This window comes from Bacillus sp. RE35 (assembly GCF_052146655.1).
Classification (GTDB): domain Bacteria; phylum Bacillota; class Bacilli; order Bacillales; family Bacillaceae_G; genus Bacillus_A; species Bacillus_A cereus.
This window is the reverse complement of record NZ_CP197377.1, coordinates 1,169,826-1,190,988: the sequence shown is the minus strand read 5'-3', so window position 1 is coordinate 1,190,988 and position 21,163 is coordinate 1,169,826. Positions and strand designations below refer to the sequence as shown.

The following is a 21,163-nucleotide window of genomic DNA, read 5'->3' as shown; positions in this document are numbered from 1 at the left end:
GAGGTTTAAATATGAAATATGACATTATAGGAGATATTCATGGATGCTTCCAAGAGTTTCAAAATTTAACAGAGAAGCTAGGATATAACTGGAGTAGCGGTCTACCGGTTCACCCTGACCAACGTAAACTTGCATTCGTTGGCGATATTACAGACCGTGGTCCTCATTCATTACGTATGATTGAAATTGTATGGGAACTTGTCATACATAAAAAAGAAGCTTATTACGCTCCTGGAAATCACTGTAATAAACTATATCGATTTTTTCTTGGGCGTAATGTAACAGTCGCTCACGGACTTGAAACAACTGTTGCTGAATATGAGGCACTCCCTTCTCATAAGCAAAACATTATAAAAGAAAAGTTTATCACTCTTTATGAACAATCACCGCTCTACCACATACTAGATGAAAAAAGAGTAATCGTATGTCACGCTGGGATTCGGCAAGATTACATAGGAAGACGAGATAAAAAAGTACAAACCTTTGTATTATATGGCGATATTACAGGAGAAAAGCATGCCGATGGCTCACCTGTCCGTCGCGATTGGGCGCAAGAGTACAAGGGGCAAGCTTGGATTGTATATGGACATACACCAGTAGCAGAACCTCGATTCGTCAATCAGACAGTCAATATTGATACTGGTGCTGTATTTGGTGGCAAATTAACCGGATTACGTTATCCTGAAATGGAGACTATCTCTGTTCCTTCTTCTTTACCTTTTGTCGCTGAGAAATTCCGTCCAATTTCATAACTACCTTACTTAGCGAAAGATTACCGTATTATTTAGGCAGATCTCATATAAAACTAGGTAAAGTAATTAAAAAAAGATGCAATAAAGTGCATCTTTTTTTAATTACACTACATATAATGTCGCAGGAGGTGACAGAATGAAGAAAAAATCTTCTAAACAAAAAAGAAAATTTCCCCCTTTATATCTGCCCATGTACGGAATTAACAACTGGTGTAGTATTCGGGCTGCAGCGATAGAAGAACTGGAAGAACAAGAGTCATCAAAAAAAAGCAAAGTAAAACCAACATATGTCTCTTTAGAAAATGCTGTGATGAGCCGCATAATCGATCGCAGAAAAATAAAGATGCAACAAAAAAATAAACAGCTCTCAAATCAAGATGAACAGGTAATACATTCTAATCAAACAGAAGAAAAGACGGAAGAAAATATTTCTGTAGCAATAAATAAAAAAGTGGAACCAGAAATTCCAGCTGCTATTATAAACAAAGTAAAAAAAATAAAAGAGGCATTGGCTTCATCGAATGATATACAAACTGAAAAACCACTCATAATTGAGACACCTACACCTGAAAATACAAAAGTTAAAAGGGGCGGCCGATATGCATATGCGGAAGGGCTTCACTCTCATGCGGAGGGCATGGCAGCACATGCGGAAGGCTTATTAACACACGCAAAAGGTTCTTTCTCTCATGCAGAGGGATCAAACTCAAAAGCAACTGGACATAGTTCGCATAGTGAGGGAAGTGAAACGACAGCAGGCGGAGCTTATTCTCATGCAGAGGGTAAACAGACGATTGCTTTAGGCGAAGCAGCACACGCAGAAGGAACCGCAACTATCGCTAACGGATCCTCTTCTCATGCGGAAGGTCATCATACATCAACAGCTCATTTTGCAGGTAGCCATATTATGGGGCGCTTCGGCACTGCAGAAGAAGCTTATTCTTGGTTTATTGCAAATGGTGTAAGCGACACCGACCATAATATCGGGGCTAAATGGCTTGCCCATAATGGAGAAATGTACATTGAGGGTGCGTCTTACAATGCAAGTGGAACGGATTTTGCACAAATGTTTGAAACCGAAGATCATAAACCTATTGATGTCGGTTATTTCGTTACATTTAGTAGCGAAGAAAAAATTCGGATAGCTACTTCACACGACTCGTTCATTTTAGGAATATCTAGTGCAACCCCTGCCCTTATAGGAAATAGCGGGGCTTTAAGTTGGGAAAAACGTTATAAAACAGATAACTTTGGAAAACGCCAATATGTATGGACGGAAACCGAAGAAATACAACCTCTTTTAAATACAGAATGGGATCCAACTCGCAAATATGTAGCAAGAAAAGATCGCGCCGAGTGGCTTCCTGTCGGATTAATTGGACAAATGTTAGTACGTGATGACGGCACTTGCGAAGCACATGGATTTTGTCTTCCAAATGACAATGGCATTGCTACAAAAGCCGAAAATGGATTTTTCGTTATAAAGCGTACGGGTGAAAACCAAATTTTAATATTATTCCGCTAAGAAAAAAGGGAACAAAATTCTTTATAATATAAGAATTTTGTTCCCTTTTTAAGTATGCCGCAACACTTCTTGCATATCGCTTGGAAGCTTTATAGTGAAAGACATCTCTTTCTCTAAAATAGGATGATAAAACGTCAAAGATTTACTATGAAGTGCTTGCCGTTTCATTTCATCCCTTCTCCCTCCATATAAGCTATCACCAAGTAATGGATGTCCTATATGAGCCATATGCACACGAATTTGATGCGTTCTTCCTGTCTCAAGCTCAAGCGCTACATGTGTCTTATGATATGTACTATCAATTACTTTAAAATGAGTAACTGCCCTTTGTCCATCCTCACAAACCATTCGCTCAATAATGCTATCAGATTTTCGACCAATTGGTGCATCAATCATTCCTTCTCGTTCTACAATCTTTCCGTGAACAATTGCTTCATACGTTCGTTTCACAGCTTTTTGTTGATGCTGCTTCGATAAAAGATGATGCACGAAACGATTTTTTGCAATAAGCATAAGCCCCGAAGTATCACGATCTAAACGTGTTACGATGTGCACTGTACTTGCAAGATGCTGCTTATCATAATGAGATAACAGCGCATTGGCAACACTTCCTGCCGGATGTTCTCTAGACGGAATCGTTGACATATTCGCCTCTTTATTAATGATAAGAACCGCGTCATCTTCATATATAATGCATAAAGGAATATCTTCTGCCATCATCCCTTCACTTCTTTCCTCCACTGGAAAAAAGACACGTAATTCTTCACCAGCACGCAACTGATGACGAACACTCGCATGTTGACCATTTACTTCAATTGCTCCGCCATGAAACTTTATATCCGTTAAAGCGGCTTTAGAAATACCTTTCGTTTTCAAAAATTCCCTAACTAAAGTTCCCTCTTCAGCCGGCCCTATATCCCATTTCAATGTAAATCTGTTCAAATATATAACCCTTTCTATTTATCTGCAACAAACGAGTCACGAACTCGTTTCCAGAACGGGAATGGGCGGAAACGAACAAATCGTACTTTCTCGTTTGCGACGCGATACTGGATTGATTTCACATCTTGATGAACCATCGTTAAATGATCCACTGTAATTTGTAAGTTCATTCCTGCAGCTGGCTTTAACACACATGTATGATGCTTCGGCAATACGAGTGGCGATCCTACAGTACGAAATACACGATTGTTAATGGACGCCATTTCTGCAATTTGAATCGCTTCAATAGATGGGTGAATAATTGCTCCGCCAAGCGCTTTATTATACGCGGTACTTCCTGAAGGAGTAGAGATACAAAGGCCATCTCCGCGGAATGTTTCAAAATATTCTCCGCGTATTTCTACTTCTGTTACTAATGTACCTTCTGCACTTTTTACAGTCGCCTCATTCATCGCTAAATACTGTGACTCTTTACTTCCATTCACATAGCGAATAATAACTTCTAAAAGCGGATATTCCACCACTTGGAATGGTGTTTTCGCAATCGCAATTACTAATTTCTCTACTTCTGTTGGTAACCAATCTGCATAGAAACCTAGATGTCCTGTATGTACACCAACAAATGCTGTTTCATCCAATCGATTATAATAACGATGAAACGCATATAAAAGCGTTCCATCTCCCCCAACAGAAATTACAATATCGGGTTCCTTTTCATCCATTATAAATCCAAAATCTAGCAAGTACTCTTTCATCGTGCTTGCCAGTGTATCTGATGATTGATCTCCCTTTGACATAATTGTAAATTTCATCGCCCAACACCCTTTAGTTTATGATTCGGAATCTTTCGTTTCTTGCTTTCTTGAAAAAGCCTTTTGCGCTTCTTGAATTTCAAGACGAATAGAAGACATTTCTTCATCTAATAAAAACGCCGCTTCAGCTGCACGTTGCAATCGTATTTTAATATCTTCAGGAAAACGTCCACTATATTTATAATTTAAAGAATGCTCAATTGTTGCCCAAAAGTTCATTGCTAGCGTGCGTATTTGGATTTCTACCAATACTTTTTGTTCACCTTGAATCGTTTGAACAGGATAACTAATGACAACATGATAAGAACGATAACCGCTATCTTTCTTTTGCGTGACATAATCACGTTCTTCCACGATTTCAAAGTCATTTCGTTTTCGAAGATATTCTACAACAGGCTTAATCTCATCAACAAATTGACACATCATTCTAAGCCCAGCAATATCCTGCATATCTTCTCTCAATCGGTCTAGCGGTACATTTCTCTTCTCCGCTTTATCAATAATACTTGCAACCGACTTTACCCTTCCTGTTACAAACTCAATTGGAGAATGCTCTGTTAACATTGCAAATTGAGTACGCATTCCTTTTAGTTTCACTTTTAGCTCTGCCACCGCTTGGTGGTAAGGTGCTAAAAATTCTTCCCAATTTCGATTCATTTCAACCACCACCAAAATCAATCCATTTGCTTATAGAAATACTTTTTCTACAGCAGTTACTAATTCTTCTCCGTAATTTGCATTACCTTCAATATTTTCAACTAAATATTCTACTTCTTCTTTTAATCCTTCTAATTCCATTTCAATGTCATTCACGCGAACGAACATAACCACATCGTTATTCATCGCTTCATGCATTGCTTCCCAGCATGTGTGCGGAATACTTACATAAATGAAAGATGATTCATTTTCTAAGATATATAAAAATGATAAATTGTCTGAGTCTACAAGTACGTGATTACGCGCACTTAACTCCTTTACCTCTATTTCACTATTTTCCGCACAAAAAATAAGAGCATTCTCTCTCTTTTCTACGCTCTTAACTTGGATTTTATTTTGCATGCTCTAACTCCTCCATCTCAACTTCCTGTCTTACTTAACAGTATTATTGTATCATAACATGGACGCAAACAAATAAAACATTGAACCAAATTTATGAAAAAGCGATAATGTGTAAAGAATTATTTTTCAAAAGGAGATTATACAATGACACAAGAAATTGAAATTGAATTCAAAAATATCGTTACAAAAGAAGAATTCGATACATTATGTAAATCGTTTTCTATTGAAGCATTTACAAAACAAGTGAATCACTACTTTGAAACACCTGACTTCTCGTTAAAAGAAGCTGGCTCTGCACTTCGTATTCGTCATAAAGGAGAAACTTATACGTTAACGTTGAAACAACCTGCAGAAATCGGTTTATTAGAAACGCATCAAGTCGTAACAGAAGACGAAGCAAAAATGATGATGGAAACAAACACAATCATTCAAGGAGCAGTAGTAGATCAATTACACAAATTACAAATTCCTGTTTCTGCTTTAACATATATGGGTAGTTTAACAACAGAAAGAGCAGAAACATTATTTAAAGGCGGAACGCTTGTCTTTGATCATAGTTTCTATTACAATCACGATGATTATGAAATTGAATTTGAAGTGCAAGATGAAGAAACAGGAAAAGCTGCATTTATTCATTTATTAACGCAACATAACATACCTGTTCGCCATACAAATAACAAAGTAAAACGCTTTTTCCTTGCCAAACAAAAAAAAGCACGCTAAAGTGAAAATTCCACTAGTGAATATGTTTCACTAGTGGATACATCTCACTAAAAAAGTTTACACCCGTAGAATAAGCAAAGAATCTTTGAGAAAGCTGTTTATTTGCCCTCTCGAACATTCCATTGCTACAATAGATATACATTTCATGGAAAAAGGAGTTTATAAAGGATGAGCAAGCAACCGATGACACCATTTGAAGGAATTGGCGGTGAACAATGCATTGCAATATTAGTAGATACATTTTATTCCTATGTCAGTAAACACCCTGACTTATCTCCCATCTTCCCGGAAGATTTAACAGAAACCGCTAGGAAGCAGAAGCAATTTTTAACACAATATTTAGGTGGTCCTAATTTGTACACTGAAGAACATGGTCATCCTATGTTAAGGGCACGCCATCTTCCGTTTGAGATTACTCCAAAACGAGCAGAAGCTTGGCTATCATGTATGGAGCAAGCAATGGATGATACTGGAGTTCATGGTCATATAAGAGAGTTTGTTTTTGAACGTTTAGCATTAACCGCTCAGCATATGGTTAATACTCCAAACGAAACAGGTGAAGTGTAATGGATAAGCAGGAAGCAAAGCATATAAATATGCCATCTCCTTCCGCATGCGAGCATAAGTCTGTAGAAGCATATTTATTTATTGATCCACTTTGTAAAGATTGCTGGGAAATTGAGCCTTTTATTATTAAACTATGGCTTGAATACGGGAAATACTTCTCTATTCGTCATATCGTAACAGGAAAAGTGGATGGAACGAACGCTTCCTCACACAAATGGAATAAACCTGCTAATATTCGATTTGTGTGGGAAAAGACAACCAGTTTACAAGGTTTTTCATGTGATGGAAAGGTACATATGCAAGAAGCATCGTCAACACCATATTTAGTTTCGATGGCAATTAAGGCAGCGGAGTTGCAAGGCCGAAAAGCAGGTTCGAAGTTTTTGCGAAAACTCCAAGAATACATTTTCCTTGAAAATGTATCAAACCCTGACTGCGAACTATTACTTGCATGTGCGAAAGATAGCAATATTGATGTAGAAGAATTTAAAAAAGATCTACATTCTGCTAGTGCAAAAAAAGCTTTCCAATGTGACTTGAAATTCACGAATGAAATGCATATTACAGAAATACCTTCCCTCGTCTTTTTTCATGCGAACTCAGATGAAGAAGGTATTAAAATCGCTGGAAATTATTCCTACGATGTATACGTACAATTATTGAAAGAACTTGTAAAATGTGAAATTGAGCCAGAACCATTACCACCTTTAGAAGTGTTACTAGAAGCAACACAATTTATATCTTCAAAAGAAGTAGCATTTATTTATGATTGTCCGCAACAAGAAATTGAACGCGAACTAAAAAAATTACAACTGAAACGAAAAGTACAAATGATAGAAGTAAAATGCGAACGTTATTGGAAATGGATAGCAAAAGAAAAAGACCTGGTGTAAACACCAGGTCTTCTTCTTTACGGCTTATAAAAATATTAAAGGGGATGGGAGAAATTTTCACGTTCAAACAAAGGGGTATATGTTTGTATGTGAATTCGTTCACGCTTATTATATTACAAGATTCGACGTCAGATGACAACCCCTTTTGTCGAATTTCACACTTTTGTCACATTCTAAACGTTTTCATTTTTGAATAAGCTATAAAAAAGGTCATTTAGGGGGTTTATTTATGAAAAAATCTTATATTGCTCTTCTCTTTCTAGCTGTCATCGTTTCTTTTTTCTTGTACATCCTCTCTCTACTACAAGCTTTTCCTAAAATTATTGCCTTACCTCTTTTATTCGGAATCATCGTTATCACTCTCTCTTATTTCAATTATAAAAAACGATTCAAAGGGTTTTAATTTTAAAAATCAGTCGTAAAACTATCCTTTCAGTTAGAAAAACAAAGAAATTCACCTTTCTCTCCGACAAATATCGACATTGAATCTATTCAACAAAAAGACGAGGATACAATCCCTCGTCTTTTTTCATTACTTTTCTTCAAATAATAATGCTTCTAATTCATTTAATTTCTCTTCAAATACTTGTAGTGCCTCTTTTACTGGTTCAGGAGATGCCATATCTACTCCTGCTTTTTTCAGCACTTCAATTGGATAATCAGAGCTTCCTGCTTTTAAGAACTCGTTAATATAACGTTCTACTGCTGGTTGTCCTTCTTCTAAAATCTGTTTAGATAGAGCTGTCGCTGCACTAAATCCTGTTGCGTATTGATATACGTAATAGTTGTAGTAGAAGTGTGGGATACGAGACCATTCTAAACCAATCTCTTCGTCGATTACTAAAGCGTCACCGAAATATTTCTTATTTAAATCATAGTAAATTTCCGTTAACATGTCTGGCGTAACAGCATGTCCTTCTTGTACTTTCTTATGAATAATATGTTCAAACTCTGCAAACATCGTTTGACGGAATACAGTACCACGGAACCCTTCTAAATAATGATTTAATAAATATAGACGCTCTTTCTTATCTTCTGTCGTTTTTAATAAATAATCATTTAGAAGTGCTTCATTACAAGTAGATGCCACTTCTGCTACGAAGATGGAATAATCACCATATACGTGCGGTTGTGTTTTTCTTGTATAGTAACTATGCACCGAATGACCAAACTCATGAGCAAGTGTAAATAAATTATTTACATTATCATGCCAGTTCATTAAAATATACGGATTTGTTCCATATGCACCAGATGAATATGCCCCGCTTCGTTTTCCTTTATTCTCATACACATCTACCCAGCGATTTTCATATGCCTCTTTCAAAATATCAACATATTCATCACCAAGTACGTTTAAAGATTTTAATAAAAGGTCTTGCGCTTCTTCGTATTTCACATTCATTTTCACTTCTGGTACAAGTGGTGTATATAAATCATACATATGAAGCTCATCAAGTCCTAGTGCACGCTTACGAATATCGATGTAACGGTGTAATAAATGTAAGTTGTCATTTACTGTTTCAACGAGTTGATCGTATACTGCTTCTGGAATATTATTATTGCTCAGTGCAGCTTGGCGAGCAGAATCATATTTACGAACACGCGCATTGAAATTATTACGTTTTACTGCTCCGCTTAACGTACTTGCGAATGTGTTTTTAAATTTTCCGTACGTTTCATATACAGCTTTAAATGCATCTTTGCGAACACGAGGATCATCACTTTCTAAAAACTGAATGTAACGGCCATGTGTAATTTCTATTTCTTCTCCGTCTTCCCCTTTAATAGATGGGAATTTTAAATCCGCGTTATTCAACATACCGAATGTATTGCTTGATGAACTCATTACTTCAGATGCTTCCGCTAATAAAGCTTCCTCAGCTTCTGATAATACGTGCGGGCGTTGACGTGTAATTTCTTCTAATGCATGTTCATATACACTTAAATCTCTATTTTCCTTCAAGAATGTTTGCAATGTACCTTCTGAAATCGATAAAATTTCAGGCACAATATACGCTGTGCTACTAGATACTTGTGAATATAAATTTGTTGCACGATCATTTAATGCTTGATATACAGAGTTTGTTGTATCTTGATCGTAACGCATATGAGCATATGTATATAACTTACCTAATCGCATTGATATTTCATCTTCATATTGCAATGCCTCAAGTAAATTGTCCGCAGAGTCACCAAGTTTCCCTTTAAATTCAGTTAACTTCGGTAATAGCTCTTTAATAGCTTGGAATTCTTTTTCCCATTCTGCATCCGTTTGGAAAATATCTTCTAATCGCCACGTACTTGCTTCTTCAATCTCGTTGCGATCTGGTAATGCTTTCGCTTTGTTTTGTTCAGACATTCTTTAAGCCCTCCTTTAAATATCTCTACTTAAGTACAATTCGTTTTTTCTTATGTAATTCCTTCACAATCATTCTTTATTATATCCGCTTTTCCTCCTCTCATGTTAAAATTTGCCTCAAATAAAGATAGCGCATGTATTAAGCAAATCTCATCATGTTTCATAATTTCCTCCTCTGTTTTTAACATCACGGCATCCCTTATTTTTCGGTACGTATAAGTTCCCACTTTACGTAAAACACCTATATAGCATAAAAATGTCATATATTCAGTAACTGCCATTTTCCATATGTGCTGCGAAAAGTACGGAAGTATCCGCCTTTTCGTATACCTTTTTACATAACTACACACGTATTGAAGAGAAATACACTCTCCCACTGCAAGCTCTCCTATACACTTCATATATAGAAAAGCTTGCCATATAAATGGGTTTGTTTGAAAAGCAAATCCAGAAGGGAGTGGAACACCAATTTCAGAAGGAAAGCTCGCTGGGGTACATTTAAATTGATATAAGAGGCGTAATAATGACTTATAATTATAATTCCAAATCGGTAAGGCATTTTGGCGAAAGTTTTTCTTTCTCTTCTTCCACTCTTCACCCAATCTTTCTTTCCCGAAAGGAACAGGAGAAAAAAGCATTTCAAAAGTAGTCGCATCAGTTGGTAAATATATAGTATGTGAGAAAAAAACATTTGTAGAAAAGGGAGTGACAAATGCACATTTCATAAATGATTTTTGTTTCGGACAGAAGAAAATAAGAAGTGGCTGAGGATAAGATTGTAAGGAGAAAGCCATAAGTGAGGAAAATTTCATCCAATATGCAGATTGCTTTTTCAATTGATTTCCACCAACGATCCAAATGACCTGTATACCAGCTTGCCAATACGAATATGTTCTTTTGTACAGCTGCTCTATAGCGAGGTTTGCACACTGGTATTCAATTGCAATTTTTCTACCCGCCCTCTCTACAAAAACATCTGGTCGCTGCTTAATTTCTGGGAGGTAGTACTCTATATCCACCTGAAAGTTTTGACGTTTGAACCATCTATATAACAATTCTTTGCCATGCATATGATACTTTGATTCCGCTTCATAAAAGGCAAGACATGAATCCACTTTTTTATGAGCAAAATGCCAACTTTTTTGTTTCCCTAATTTCATTTGCACTTCCTTTCCGCAAGCTACACAAAAGAATCGTTCCTGTTGGCGCATACGGCGCAAAAGCTCTTCATTACAATTATAGAGTAAATGAATTTTTTCTCCGTTTTCTCTTTTAGCTATAAATATCGGAATCACACCCTTTCAGCTCCTTATATTCTACAATTTATTACAAATTCCTTTTAAAAAAGAGATGTCCCAATTTCGGACATCTCTTTTTATAATAATGGCGATAATAACCGGTACGTTGATTCAACAATTCGTCTATGCAGACGCCTTTTATGAAAACGATCGACGTGAATTTCACTGGATTCTTCTAAATCGTCTTTAAAGTCTTGAACAAGTCTTTTAATGCTATCTGTATCATATAAAAAGGCATTTACTTCAAAATTCAAATGAAAACTTCTCATATCCATATTAGCTGTCCCAATTGAAGCTAAATCAGAATCAACGATGACAATTTTACTATGAAGAAAACCTTTTTCGTATTCATATATCTTTACTCCTGCGTCTAAAAGCTCTGGGAAGTACGATCTCGATGCGTAAAAGACAGTGCGCTTATCAGGTTTACTCGGCATTAATAAACGAACATCAATACCAGCAAGTGCAGCAACCTTTAATGCGGATAAAATATCATCATCCGGAATAAAATACGGCGTTGCAATCCAAATAGATTTCCGAGCAGAAGCGATCATTGCGAAATATAAATGCTTAATCGTTTCCCACTTATTATCGGGGCCACCTGCAACTAGCTGCACTCCTCCCCAATGATCACCCTCAACTGCTTTTGCTTGTAAATATTCAGGGGCTAGCACAGCCTCTCCAGTCATATAAAACCAGTCTTGAAGGAAAATAAGTTGTAAACTTTGAACCGCTTCACCACGTAAATACAAATGCGTATCTCGCCAAAAGCCAAAATATTTATTTTTCCCTAAATACTCATCACCGATATTTAATCCGCCTACAAATCCTTCGTTCCCATCAATCACAACAATTTTCCTATGATTTCGATAATTAATCTTATCGTTTAAAATCGGAAAGCGCACAGGAAAGAATGGAATCATTTCTACACCTGCATCGTTTAATTCTTCAATATACGATTTCGATAACTTAAAACTTCCAACCGCATCATATAAAAAGCGAACAACAACGCCTTCTTTCGATTTTTGTATTAAAATATCTTTAATTTCTGTTCCTAATTTATCATCACGCACAATGTAATATTCCATATGAATGTGATGTTTCGCTCGTTTTAACCCATTTAAAATAGCCCGAAACGTTTCATCTCCATTTGTTAATGTCCTCGTTTCAGTTTGAAATGAAATATTTAAAGCTCCTAATCGATCCGCTAAACGAAATAACAGTTCTTGATGCTTATGATTGCGTAAAATTCGTTCTTCGTAATCTTCATGCCCTTTATATTGTAAAAACGCCTGTTCATCAAGTAACGCCTTCTTTTGGAACATTCTTTTTCTTCGAAAATTTTGTCCGAATAATAAATAAGCAAAGAAACCAAATACCGGAAAAATTCCTAAAACAATTAACCATGTAAGTGTTTTAGATGGATGTCGATTTTCTAAGAAAATAACGCAACCAATTAAAAACGCAGATACTGTAAATAAAATACTAATAATACCTAAAATCGAAACATCTTTTATCCCAATCACATCTGAATAAAATGCTACATCAATAAACATACGTAACGAAACAAATAATGCGAACAATAGCAGTATAAAGAAAATCAGCTTTAACGTATTTTTCATCTCTTACCTCCTAACTAAGAAAGCTTTCCTATTCTTCATATAAAAAGCCGATTTCATACTACAGAAATCGGCCTACGTTTTAGCAGGAAAATTATTGCGAATCGTTTCAAGCGCATGCTCTTTCACAATTTGTTTTCCATACTCACTTACACGATGAATTGTTAAAGTTGATTCTTCTCCATATTCTAAAATAATACTTAAAATACGATCGATTTCTTCTTCATCATGTAGCACTTCATCGAATTCCACATATACATAATAGCGGTCCTCAAATGAATACAGCTCATCTTTTATATCTTCAAAGATAAGACGATGACTTAATGAAATGACATCTTCAAAATCATTAAATTTAATTAAAAAGCCAAACGTACCATCTTCATTAAAGTTTGTTCCTGTTTGTTCTTCTACCTCTTCGACTAATTCTTGTTGGAATAATGATTCGATGCCTTCATCTAGAGGAATATCTATAATTTTGTCTACCCCTATCGGTAGTTCCAGCTTTTGTCCGTCCTTTGAAAGCTCTGCTTTCGTGACAAGTACTTCAATCCCTTTATCGACTGCTTGCACTTGAATCCATAACGGTCCATCAATAAAGAAATCGTCATGATCACGAGCTTCGTCCATCATCTCCCAAAAGAGCTCTTCACTTCGTTCGCGATCATACCAAATTTCTTCACGATTAAATCCTCTATCCTCTATATCAATGTACGTAATAAAAAATTTCATCGTATGATCATTAATTCTTTCAATATCCAAAATACAACTCTCCCTTCCTGCTTAGAATTGTTATGAAGGGATTCCCCACTCATATGACAAATCAATAGATTCTTGTACTCTCATTTTATGATAAGATTCTCCAGAATGGAAATAAAATCGATTTATTTTACAAAAATAGTTATATGCCTATCTTTACTCGATAAACTACATAAATATATTATTATAGCGATTTCTTACTTACAAAAAATTTGGACATACATTTCCACATTCCCCCGTACACTGTAATAAAGTGAAACTTCTATTAGAAGAGATTATTTAACAACAACTTTCTTCATCACATACATATAGTTCGCTTATTAAAACATCATAAATGGAGGCAGACGAATGGACTTAGAGTTTTTAACATCCGTACTAATGATTGTCGGTATCGATGTTGTATTAGGTGGTGACAATGCAATCGTCATCGCACTAGCTAGCCGAAATTTACCTGAATCGAAACGAAATAAGGCTATTTTGATCGGTACTCTTTTAGCGATTGTACTAAGAATCATCCTTACTATACTAGCTGTCTATTTACTCGACATTCCATTTCTACAATTGATTGGCGGGGTTTTACTTACATTAATTGCAGTCAATTTATTAACCGATAATAGCAACGATCTTTCTTCTATTCAAGGAAAAACAACTTTATTTCAAGCTGTGCGGACAATTGTTTTCGCGGATCTCGTTATGGGGTTTGATAATGTTATTGCCATTGCAGGTGCAGCTCACGGGAGATTTTTACTCGTCATAATCGGCTTACTCATTTCTATCCCGATTATTATTTGGGGCAGCAAACTTATTTTAATACTTATGGAACGATTTCCATTCCTCATTTATTGCGGTGCAGCGATTCTTGCCTATACTGCAGGAAAAATGGTTACACATGAAGACAGACTTGCAACCTTTTTTCATAACAATCCAAGTTTCACTACAAGCATTCCTTATTTGTTCATTTTCACTATTTTATGCATCGGCTTTATCGTACAACAAGTTCGATTACGCAATGTGAAACATTAAAAAAAACCTTCTACTATATAATAGGTAGAAGGTTTTCATATTATTATAATTAATTTACAAGACGTTGTGCTTCACGTAATTGGAACGTTCTTACTGTACGTGGTAAGAAACGACGAATTTCGTCTTCGTTGTAACCAACTTGAAGGCGTTTCTCGTCAATCATAATTGGACGACGTAAAATCCCTGGATAGTCACGAATCATCTTATATAAATCTTGAAGTGGTAAAGACTCTAAGTTTACATTCAATTCTTGGAAAACTTTCGAACGAGTAGAAATAATCTCATCCGTTCCGCTTTCTGTCATACGTAAAATCTCTTTAATTTCCTCAATCGTTAATGGATCTGAGAAGATATTACGTTCTGTATAGGGAATATGATTTTCCTCTAGCCATAATTTCGCCTTTCTACAAGACGTACAGCTTGGAGAACTATATAATGTTACCATACAAAGCTCACTCTCCTTAAAGAGTACAAATTCTGTACTAAATACAGTTTTAATTTCTAACTTCAGCAATTTTTCGCGATAACTTGTCTTATTGAAAAGTACAAAAATCGCATTTCATGTAAGCAACAACTTATAATAAACAACAATTACTTTTAATAAGTAACTTCTATAATCATTATACAATAGATTTTGCAAGAAATATACAGTAAATTTCCTGCTAGTTGAGAAAACTCTTCCGTGTATTTCACTGCTATGTAACATGATTACGCTCACTTCAGCTGTACTTTAACAATAACTTTCAATCCTTTTACTACTCACTTCTCATAGATTTTTCATATAATATATAGTTATTTATCTATAATCTTCCCTATGAAAAAGAGAACGTTTTCTTACTTTTTCTTGATAAATCAATTAAGAAATGTAAGACTATACAAATGAGAATAAAAAGGAACATTTGTTCTTATTTTAACAAATATCCTCCCTCCTGTCTACACGATTTCTAAAGTAAATTAAATATTTTTCTGACATTTCTTTCTTTTTCATTTTTTATCTCATACAATAAACATACAGACAGGCAAAGGGGGAGTTTTCAAATGATTGCTTTTTTTATTGATTTTATTACGGTTGCTGCCCTCATCATCGGAATAACAGCATTGATTGGTGTCATTACAAATAGCATCGGCGAAAAGCTCTTTGGTGGAAAAGAAAAAATGAAGTTTGTTAACAAAAGTTTGGATGTACAATCTGGCTGGAACCAAGTTGGCGGAAAAGGCATTTATAAGAAACGAACGTATTAAAAAAAAGCAGGCGATCACCTGCTTTTTTTCTTACTTCTCTACTGACGCCCATTTAAAGCTTAAATCGCCGCCATATTTATGGTTATACATATTTTTAATTGAATCTCTTTGTAAATATGCTCTACCACGTTGATATACTGGAACGATCGCAGCATCATCAAGTAACATTTTTTCTGCTTCTAATAAGTTCTTCCAACGAGCATTTACATCGCTTCCATCTTTTTTCGCCTTCATAATGATTTCATCGTATTTTGGATTAGAGTACTTCATCTTATTTTGTGACCCATCTGTTACAAACATATCAAGATATGTAATTGGATCTGGGAAGTCCGCACTCCATCCAGAGAATGACATGACATAATCGCCCGCATCTTCTAATTTTAGTTTTTGTGCGAATGGTTGTTGTTTAATTTTTACTGTTAAACCTGGTAAATTCTTTTCTAATTCACCTTTTAAATATTCACCAGTTTTCTTTGATAACTCTACATCTTCATTTAATAATTCTAATTCGATTTCATTTTTACCAAGTTCTTTTTTACCAGCTTCCCAATATTTCTTCGCTTCTTTCACGTTTGGTTTTACAATATCCCCGTTTACAGCACGGAAATCTTTTTTATCTGGTCCTTTAATGAAGTTATCAGGAATTAATCCTGTTGCTGGCTTAGAACCGTTATTTAATAATGTATCCACGAATGGCTTACGGTCAAAAGCAAGTGAAATTGCTTTACGAATATTTTTATTTGCTAAAGCTGGATCTTTTTGATTTAAACGAAGGAAGAATACAGATGTATCTTCTACTGTTTGGAAATCTGGTTTTCCTTTATATTTATCAATAAACTCCGCTAATAACGACGCTCGATCAATTGCATTTGTTTCATATAAGTTAATTGGCGTAGATGTATCTTTTACAATATTAAAGTTTACTTCTTCAATCTTCACTTCTTTATTGTCCCAATATGACGCGCTCTTTGTCATTTTAAAGCTACGTTCATGTTGCCAATCACTTAATGTAAATGGTCCGTTATAAAGCGTTGTATTCGCTTCCAAACCAAACTTCGTACCTTGCTCTTTCACAAACTTTTCATTCACAGGATAGAAGATTGGATATACCATTAAATCTACAAGGTATGGAATTGAATTATCTAATTCCACTTCTAATGTATAATCATCAATCGCCTTTACCCCTAATTGATCCGGACTCATCTCTTTTTTATTAATTTTCTCTGCATTTTTTATATCATACATAATGTACGCTGATTTCGCAGCTGTATCTGGGTTAATCGCTCTTTGCCATGCGTATACGAAATCTTTTGCCGTCACAGGATCACCATTTGACCATTTTGCGTCTTCACGTAATTTAAATGTATATTTTTTACCATCTTCTGATTTTTGGAATTCCTTCGCTACACCAGGAACTAGCTTATCATCTTTTCCTAAACTGTATAAGCCTTCCATCGTATTACCCATTACTCTTGAAGAAACTGCATCAGCTGATAACGCTGGATCCATCGTTGGAATTTCTTGCGTTTCAATTAAGTTAATAACTTGCTTCGCACCGCTTTTCCCGCTATCCCCTTTTGCGTTCGCTTGCGGTTCATCTTTTTGGTAGCTACATGCCCCTAACATCATGCTCATTGCTACTGTTGATACTACAAAAACTGGCATCTTTTTTTTCATACTTCCACCCTCCATAAAAATGTTAGCCCTTTCATTTTCAAACAGAAAGAAATATATATATGTTCTAATAATTCATATTATACACACAAATATATTTTTTGTATATTTATATTTCTATTTCATTAAAATTTCCTGTTAAAAAATAAATCTTTGTAAACGTTTCATATTGCTGATTATTCTTACTAAAGTGTTAAAAACAATATTTTTTTATACTTTTCTAAATTATCAGAGAAAAATGAATTTTATATCTCATAATACTTTATGTATAATTATCCTTTTGTTTTTATCATAAAATAGCACTCTCTTCATAATAAAAATATGTAGGCTAAAATGAGTGCAAAGGTTAAGAAAGTATGTTACGATACATTTTGCTAAAAATAGATATCGGTAAAGAGGGGACGGACATGGCAGCAATTCAGGCAAAAAACGGGCCTACTGAGAAATTAAGTTTATTCTTATTAACATGGCCTATTTTTCTAGAAGTTTTTCTTTTTATGTTAATGGGGATCGCTGATACTTTCATGTTAAGTGCATTATCAGACGATGCTGTATCTGGGGTTGGTGCAGCGAATCAATACCTCCATATCGCTATTTTGGTACTAGAAGTCATCGGGAACGGCGCAGCTATCGTCGTATCTCAATACCTCGGTTCCAAACGCTTTATGGAAGCATCTAAAATATCAGCATTAGCCGTCACATTAAATTTAATAGTTGGGCTCGTTATAAGCGCTGGTTTTCTTTTATTTTCGAAACATATGATGCTCGCAATGAACTTACAAGGCGATGTACTAACGTATGCGCAAAACTACTTATCTATCGTCGGAGGAGCCATCTTCCTACAAGCTATTATTAACTCATTAGCCGCAATTATCCGTGTACACGGTTTCACAAAGCAAGCGATGTTTATTTCACTCGGAATGAATATGATTCATATCGCTGGAAACTATGTACTCATTTTCGGGAAATTTGGTTTCCCTGAGCTCGGTGTACAAGGGGCTGCCATTTCTTCTGCTGTCAGCCGACTTATAGCGCTTATTGTTTTCTTCTGGTTACTATACCGCGTTATGGAATATCGTGTAAAATTACAATATTATTTCACCTTATCAAAAGAATATATCGGGAAAATTTTAAAAATCGGGATTCCATCTGCTTTTGAGCAAGTTATGTATCAAGCTTGTCAAATTGTCTTCTTATACTATGCAACATATTTAGGAACGGAATCGTTAGCGGCTAGACAATACGCTACGAACATTTCTATGTTCACTTATTTATTCGCTATTGCAATTGGTATGGGAACAGCCATTATTATTGGCCGCCTCGTTGGTGGTGGCGAAAAAGATGAAGCATACGAACGCTTGTGGAAAAGTGTAAAATGGGCGATTGGTGTAACTTTATGTATGGTCGCTCTCGTTATTACATTCCGTACACAATTAATGGGACTGTTTACAGATAATCCGTACATTATCGGGTTAGGCGCAAGTGTTCTTTTACTAAGTGTACTACTTGAAACGGGACGTACGATGAATATCGTCATCATTAATTCGCTTCGTGCAGCTGGTGATGCAAAATATCCTGTTTTAATCGGTGCATTCTCTATGGTGTTAATGAGTTTACCACTAGGTTACTTTTTCGCCTTTCATTTAGATATGGGGCTCGTTGGTATTTGGCTAGCAATCGCCATCGACGAATGGACACGTGCCATTATTATGTTCTTCCGCTGGAAAAGTAGAGCGTGGGAGCGTTATGCACTTGTTAAACCTGAAGAACAAGAGGAGAATGTTTCTGTTCAAGTTCAGTAATTTTGCATATGGATATCACTAATGATACATGAGATTTATATCGGCGATTCTTTAAATATATCGACTGACCGACAAATGTATACAATTCTTTTATATAGTAGAAAAAGAGCCATCCTTCCATAACAGAAGAATGGCTCTTTTTCTTATTGATAAATCTCTTTATATTTCTTGTACTCCGCTTCCGAACATAGTACGAAATGTCCCGGGCGAATTTCACGCATTGTTGGTGCTTCACTACCATAATTATGTTGTGATGGATCATATACGATACGTTTACGATTGCGCTCATAATCTGGATCTGGAAGTGGAATCGCTGATAATAGTGATTTCGTATATGGATGAATTGGATTCGCATATAATTCATCACTTGTTGTTAACTCAACGATTTGGCCACGGTACATTACACCAATACGATCACTAATGTATTTTACCATTGATAAATCATGGGCGATGAATAAGTATGTTAAACCTTTTTCTTTTTGTAACTTTTTCAGTAAGTTTACAACTTGCGCCTGAATCGATACGTCAAGTGCTGAGATCGGCTCATCGGCAATGATAAATTCTGGGTCTACAGCAAGCGCTCGAGCGATACCGATACGCTGACGTTGTCCACCTGAGAATTCGTGTGGGAAACGGTTTGCGTGCTCTTTATTTAAACCAACTGTGTTTAATAGTTCATGAACACGGTCCATGCGCTCTTTTTTACTTTTCGCTAATCCGTGAATATCAATACCTTCTGCGATAATATCCCCTACTGTCATACGAGGATTTAATGATGCGTATGGATCTTGGAAAATCATTTGCATTTTACGGTTGAATTTCTTCAGTTCTGCGCGTGATTTCTTACCATGTACGTTTTCACCATCGAACAATACTTCACCAGCAGTTGCATCATATAAACGAATAATCGTTCTTCCAGTTGTCGATTTACCACAACCTGATTCTCCTACAAGACCAAATGTTTCTCCGCGGTAAATATCAAATGAAATATCATTAACCGCTTTGACAACACCACCACTCACGTCGAAGTGCTGCTTTACATTTTTTACTTCAATTAATTTCTCACGTTGTTTAGTCATGTTGTTCACCTGCTTTCATTTGAAGAATGCGTTTTTCAACGACTGCTGGCGGTTTTACTTCTGGAGCTTGCTCGTGAAGTAACCAAGTTGCCGCATAGTGCGTATCACTTACTTTAAATAAAGGTGGGTCCATTTCAAAATCAATTTTCAGTGCCTGTGGGTTACGTGGTGCAAAAGCATCTCCCTTTGGCGGCTTCAATAAATCTGGAGGCGTTCCAGGGATTGCATATAACTCTTCTTCTGAACCATCTAAACTTGGCATAGATGCGATTAAACCCCAAGTATATGGATGTTTCGGATTGTAGAAAATTTCATCTACAGTTCCAATTTCAACAACTTTACCAGCGTACATAACTGCCACTCGGTCCGCAACGTTTGCTACTACACCTAAGTCATGCGTAATGAAAATGATTGCTGCTTCTGTTTTTTGCTGAATGTCTTTCATAAGTTCTAAAATTTGCGCCTGAATCGTAACGTCTAGCGCTGTTGTCGGCTCATCGGCAATTAATAATTTCGGGTTACAAGCTAACGCCATCGCAATAACTACACGCTGTCTCATACCACCTGAGAATTGGTGAGGATATTGTTTTAAACGAGCTTCTGGATTTGGAATACCTACAAGGTCAATTAATTCTAAAGCAACTTTACGTGCATCTGCTTTACTCATCCCTTGGTGTTTAATTAGACCTTCCATAATTTGATTTCCAATTGTCATCGTTGGGTTTAATGATGTCATTGGATCTTGGAAAATCATCGCGATATCTTTACCGCGTACTTGCTGCATTTCTTTTTCTGTTAATTTCGTTAAGTCACGACCTTCAAATACGATTTCACCATTTTTAATGCGTCCAGGAGGATTCGGAATTAATCCCATTAACGCTTTAGAAGTAACTGATTTCCCTGAACCAGATTCTCCTACAATCGCCAATGTTTCTCCTTTTTTCAAATCAAAAGTAACGCCGCGTACAGCTTGTACTTCACCTGCATGTGTATCAAAGGAGACTTGTAAATCTTTTACCTCTAACAATGTTTTCATCT

General features: G+C 35.9%; 21 protein-coding genes. 9 read left to right on the top strand and 12 right to left on the bottom strand.

Going from position 1 to position 21,163, the window contains the following annotated elements:
- The first annotated feature begins 11 nt into the window (after nt 1–11).
- Together prpE and ACTL4X_RS06210 are read left to right on the top strand one after the other, a co-directional pair.
- Nucleotides 12–752, top strand: coding sequence for a bis(5'-nucleosyl)-tetraphosphatase PrpE (gene prpE, locus ACTL4X_RS06215; protein ID WP_000872698.1), 741 nt, complete (start codon nt 12–14; stop codon nt 750–752).
- A gap of 136 nt (nt 753–888) precedes the next feature.
- Nucleotides 889–2,277 carry a peptidase G2 autoproteolytic cleavage domain-containing protein gene (locus ACTL4X_RS06210; RefSeq protein ID WP_000730517.1) on the top strand — a complete coding sequence of 463 codons (1,389 nt, stop codon included), beginning with the start codon at nt 889–891 and terminating at the stop codon, nt 2,275–2,277.
- 48 nt (nt 2,278–2,325) lie between these two features.
- Here ACTL4X_RS06210 and ACTL4X_RS06205 read toward each other — a convergent pair whose 3' ends face one another.
- From ACTL4X_RS06205 to ACTL4X_RS06190, 4 genes are read right to left on the bottom strand one after another with little or no spacing between them, the layout of a single operon-like run.
- Nucleotides 2,326–3,219 carry an RluA family pseudouridine synthase gene (locus ACTL4X_RS06205; protein WP_001079134.1) on the bottom strand — a complete coding sequence of 298 codons (894 nt, stop codon included), beginning with the start codon at nt 3,217–3,219 and terminating at the stop codon, nt 2,326–2,328.
- Nucleotides 3,220–3,233: 14 nt separating this feature from the next.
- Nucleotides 3,234–4,031, bottom strand: a complete 798-nt coding sequence (locus ACTL4X_RS06200; protein WP_000673190.1) for an NAD kinase — start codon at nt 4,029–4,031, stop codon at nt 3,234–3,236.
- An 18-nt stretch (nt 4,032–4,049) separates the two neighbouring features.
- Complete coding sequence (locus tag ACTL4X_RS06195) at nt 4,050–4,688, bottom strand: GTP pyrophosphokinase (protein WP_001081482.1); 639 nt, start codon at nt 4,686–4,688, stop codon at nt 4,050–4,052.
- A 30-nt stretch (nt 4,689–4,718) separates the two neighbouring features.
- Nucleotides 4,719–5,090, bottom strand: coding sequence for a hypothetical protein (locus ACTL4X_RS06190; protein ID WP_001180003.1), 372 nt, complete (start codon nt 5,088–5,090; stop codon nt 4,719–4,721).
- 144 nt (nt 5,091–5,234) lie between these two features.
- Here ACTL4X_RS06190 and ACTL4X_RS06185 point away from each other — a divergent pair, with 144 nt between their 5' ends.
- From ACTL4X_RS06185 to ACTL4X_RS06170, 4 genes are all read left to right on the top strand, one after another.
- A complete protein-coding gene (locus tag ACTL4X_RS06185) occupies nt 5,235–5,813 on the top strand; it encodes a CYTH domain-containing protein (protein WP_000191121.1) in 579 nt (192 codons plus the stop codon).
- Nucleotides 5,814–5,981: 168 nt separating this feature from the next.
- Entirely contained in the window at nt 5,982–6,380 is a 399-nt protein-coding gene (locus ACTL4X_RS06180; RefSeq protein ID WP_000043390.1) for a globin domain-containing protein, read from the top strand.
- A complete protein-coding gene (locus ACTL4X_RS06175; protein ID WP_000360645.1) occupies nt 6,380–7,273 on the top strand; it encodes a ClpXP adapter SpxH family protein in 894 nt (297 codons plus the stop codon). Before ACTL4X_RS06180 ends, ACTL4X_RS06175 begins: the two co-directional genes overlap by 1 nt.
- Nucleotides 7,274–7,502: 229 nt before the next feature.
- Nucleotides 7,503–7,676 carry a hypothetical protein gene (locus ACTL4X_RS06170; protein WP_000750355.1) on the top strand — a complete coding sequence of 58 codons (174 nt, stop codon included), beginning with the start codon at nt 7,503–7,505 and terminating at the stop codon, nt 7,674–7,676.
- 129 nt (nt 7,677–7,805) lie between these two features.
- Here ACTL4X_RS06170 and pepF read toward each other — a convergent pair whose 3' ends face one another.
- The 4 genes from pepF to mecA form a co-directional block, all read right to left on the bottom strand.
- Nucleotides 7,806–9,632 carry an oligoendopeptidase F gene (gene pepF / locus ACTL4X_RS06165; protein ID WP_017656431.1) on the bottom strand — a complete coding sequence of 609 codons (1,827 nt, stop codon included), beginning with the start codon at nt 9,630–9,632 and terminating at the stop codon, nt 7,806–7,808.
- 50 nt (nt 9,633–9,682) lie between these two features.
- Nucleotides 9,683–10,927 (bottom strand): competence protein CoiA, encoded by a 1,245-nt coding sequence (locus ACTL4X_RS06160; RefSeq protein ID WP_086401878.1) that lies wholly within the window; start codon nt 10,925–10,927, stop codon nt 9,683–9,685.
- An 80-nt stretch (nt 10,928–11,007) separates the two neighbouring features.
- Complete coding sequence (locus ACTL4X_RS06155; RefSeq protein ID WP_086401879.1) at nt 11,008–12,552, bottom strand: cardiolipin synthase; 1,545 nt, start codon at nt 12,550–12,552, stop codon at nt 11,008–11,010.
- A gap of 72 nt (nt 12,553–12,624) precedes the next feature.
- Nucleotides 12,625–13,308 carry an adaptor protein MecA gene (mecA, locus tag ACTL4X_RS06150; RefSeq protein WP_000350713.1) on the bottom strand — a complete coding sequence of 228 codons (684 nt, stop codon included), beginning with the start codon at nt 13,306–13,308 and terminating at the stop codon, nt 12,625–12,627.
- Between the two features lie 345 nt (nt 13,309–13,653).
- On the opposite strand from mecA, the gene ACTL4X_RS06145 reads away from it, so the two are divergent.
- Nucleotides 13,654–14,328, top strand: a complete 675-nt coding sequence (locus ACTL4X_RS06145) for a TerC family protein (protein WP_000362607.1) — start codon at nt 13,654–13,656, stop codon at nt 14,326–14,328.
- A 49-nt stretch (nt 14,329–14,377) separates the two neighbouring features.
- On the opposite strand, the gene spx is transcribed toward ACTL4X_RS06145, so the two are convergent.
- Nucleotides 14,378–14,773 carry a transcriptional regulator Spx gene (spx, locus tag ACTL4X_RS06140; protein WP_000258267.1) on the bottom strand — a complete coding sequence of 132 codons (396 nt, stop codon included), beginning with the start codon at nt 14,771–14,773 and terminating at the stop codon, nt 14,378–14,380.
- 593 nt (nt 14,774–15,366) lie between these two features.
- On the opposite strand from spx, the gene ACTL4X_RS06135 reads away from it, so the two are divergent.
- Nucleotides 15,367–15,570 (top strand): hypothetical protein, encoded by a 204-nt coding sequence (locus tag ACTL4X_RS06135; RefSeq protein ID WP_000559971.1) that lies wholly within the window; start codon nt 15,367–15,369, stop codon nt 15,568–15,570.
- A gap of 30 nt (nt 15,571–15,600) precedes the next feature.
- On the opposite strand, the gene ACTL4X_RS06130 is transcribed toward ACTL4X_RS06135, so the two are convergent.
- Nucleotides 15,601–17,247 carry a peptide ABC transporter substrate-binding protein gene (locus tag ACTL4X_RS06130; protein WP_000728609.1) on the bottom strand — a complete coding sequence of 549 codons (1,647 nt, stop codon included), beginning with the start codon at nt 17,245–17,247 and terminating at the stop codon, nt 15,601–15,603.
- Between the two features lie 353 nt (nt 17,248–17,600).
- Here ACTL4X_RS06130 and ACTL4X_RS06125 point away from each other — a divergent pair, with 353 nt between their 5' ends.
- Nucleotides 17,601–19,046 (top strand): MATE family efflux transporter, encoded by a 1,446-nt coding sequence (locus tag ACTL4X_RS06125; RefSeq protein WP_002164600.1) that lies wholly within the window; start codon nt 17,601–17,603, stop codon nt 19,044–19,046.
- A 143-nt stretch (nt 19,047–19,189) separates the two neighbouring features.
- Here ACTL4X_RS06125 and ACTL4X_RS06120 read toward each other — a convergent pair whose 3' ends face one another.
- Together ACTL4X_RS06120 and ACTL4X_RS06115 are read right to left on the bottom strand one after the other, a co-directional pair.
- A complete protein-coding gene (locus ACTL4X_RS06120; protein ID WP_000166348.1) occupies nt 19,190–20,125 on the bottom strand; it encodes an ABC transporter ATP-binding protein in 936 nt (311 codons plus the stop codon).
- Complete coding sequence (locus ACTL4X_RS06115; protein ID WP_000854346.1) at nt 20,118–21,161, bottom strand: ABC transporter ATP-binding protein; 1,044 nt, start codon at nt 21,159–21,161, stop codon at nt 20,118–20,120. The genes ACTL4X_RS06120 and ACTL4X_RS06115 overlap by 8 nt, the downstream gene beginning before the upstream one ends.
- Nucleotides 21,162–21,163 lie beyond the last annotated feature (2 nt).